Source organism: Clostridium uliginosum (assembly GCF_900112485.1).
GTDB classification, from domain to species: domain Bacteria; phylum Bacillota; class Clostridia; order Clostridiales; family Clostridiaceae; genus Clostridium; species Clostridium uliginosum.
This window is the reverse complement of record NZ_FOMG01000070.1, coordinates 1-1,572: the sequence shown is the minus strand read 5'-3', so window position 1 is coordinate 1,572 and position 1,572 is coordinate 1. Positions and strand designations below refer to the sequence as shown.

The 1,572-nt window shown below is 28.4% G+C and carries 2 protein-coding genes; both read left to right on the top strand.

Going from position 1 to position 1,572, the window contains the following annotated elements:
• Positions 1–834: deaminase domain-containing protein (locus tag BM027_RS17840; RefSeq protein ID WP_207647603.1), on the top strand; the 834-nt coding region annotated here is incomplete at its 5' end.
• 13 nt (positions 835–847) lie between these two features.
• Positions 848–1,216 (top strand): Imm3 family immunity protein, encoded by a 369-nt coding sequence (locus tag BM027_RS17835; protein WP_175560030.1) that lies wholly within the window; start codon positions 848–850, stop codon positions 1,214–1,216.
• Positions 1,217–1,572 lie beyond the last annotated feature (356 nt).

The window sequence follows — 1,572 nt, the reverse complement described above, 5'->3', positions numbered from 1 at the left end:
GAAAGAACGATATCTATGGGAGCATATTTTATACCAGTTTTGGGTGAATATAAAATGTTAGCAGAAATAGTTGATGGAAAAGACTTAGTATCAGGGAGACGCTATAGTGTAGGAGAACAATTATTTGCAATAGGTGCTGTAGGAGCAGGAAGCTTAATAGGAAAAATATATAAAGGCGTGAAGGCAGGATTTGCATCAGGAGTAGAAGAAACATCAGGCAAAATAGCTGAAGGAACTGTGCTTTCTATGAATGGTGCTAGGGATTCTAGTGGAATTGAAAAACTGGCTAAGAGCATAACTGAAAAGGTTGTTGGTAAAGAGGGAGGAATTAATGGGGTTAGTAAAGCTAGAAAAATAGATGTTGTCAATGACGCAGATATTATTTCAGATGTAAAAAATATTAGACAAAGCTTACCATCTAGATATAAAACATCAGGTAATTTAGCTACAGCCGAAGTTAGTATTGATGGAATAAATCAAAATAAATTTTTTTCACATAGTGGTATAGATAAAATGCAGGATAACCTTATAGGAAAAGCAGATAACATTTCGGTACAACCAGATAATCCAATGTTTAAAGCAATTGAAGCTGCAAATAAGAATGGTGAATTTTATTTGAGAGATTCATGTACAGAATATAAGATATTGAATGATATAGCAGACAGGCTAAAGGATAGTGTAAATCCTAGTGGTAAAATAAAATTATTCACAGAATTAGAACCTTGTGATAGTTGTAAAAATGTAATAGATAGTTTTAGAAATGAATTTAAAAATATAGAAATTGATGTTATCCATAATGGTGATATAAGAGTAATACCTAAAAATGGATATTGATGGAGGCGTAATAATGGATATTAACGAAATTAATGAATTAATTGAAAATATAAATGAAGCATACAATGAATTTTTAGAAAAAAATAGAGGCGAAAGATATGCAATAGCAAGATTATTTGAAGAATTTGATACGTATAATAATGGAGACCTAGTTGAAGATATTATAGTAAATATGACAATTGGAGAGTTAATAATAAAACAGGATAGTGTATTTAAAGGAAATTTAGAATGTATAAAAAAATCATTGCAGAGATATGAAAACGCTAAAGAAGAACTAAAGAAAGGAATTACTGAACAAGAATTAGATAAGATAGTATTTAGGGTAACTAAAGTGTTAAATATGTTAGATAAAATGAATGTAGATACTAACCCAAAGTGCTAAAATATAAAAGTAACTACAAAATTTAATGGAAAGTAACTTAATAAAAATAACTCTTTAGGCATTGTTATAAAATTAATAAGAGATAAGAATTAAGTGACTGCATAATCTAAATAATGCATTGAAAAGATTAAATGAATCAGTTGAAATTTAAGTAGGCTGGTTCATTATTTTTTTAGTAGTTAACATAATATCTGATAAAGGATTTTCTAGCTAATTAAATCTAATACATTTAGGATCAAGTAAAACAAGAATAAAAGGAATGTGGAATTGATAAGGATAAAATAGGTTTAGAAGATTTACTTGGCTTTGGAAGAATATCAATAGCTATGCATAAAGAATATGAAGATATGAAAGTA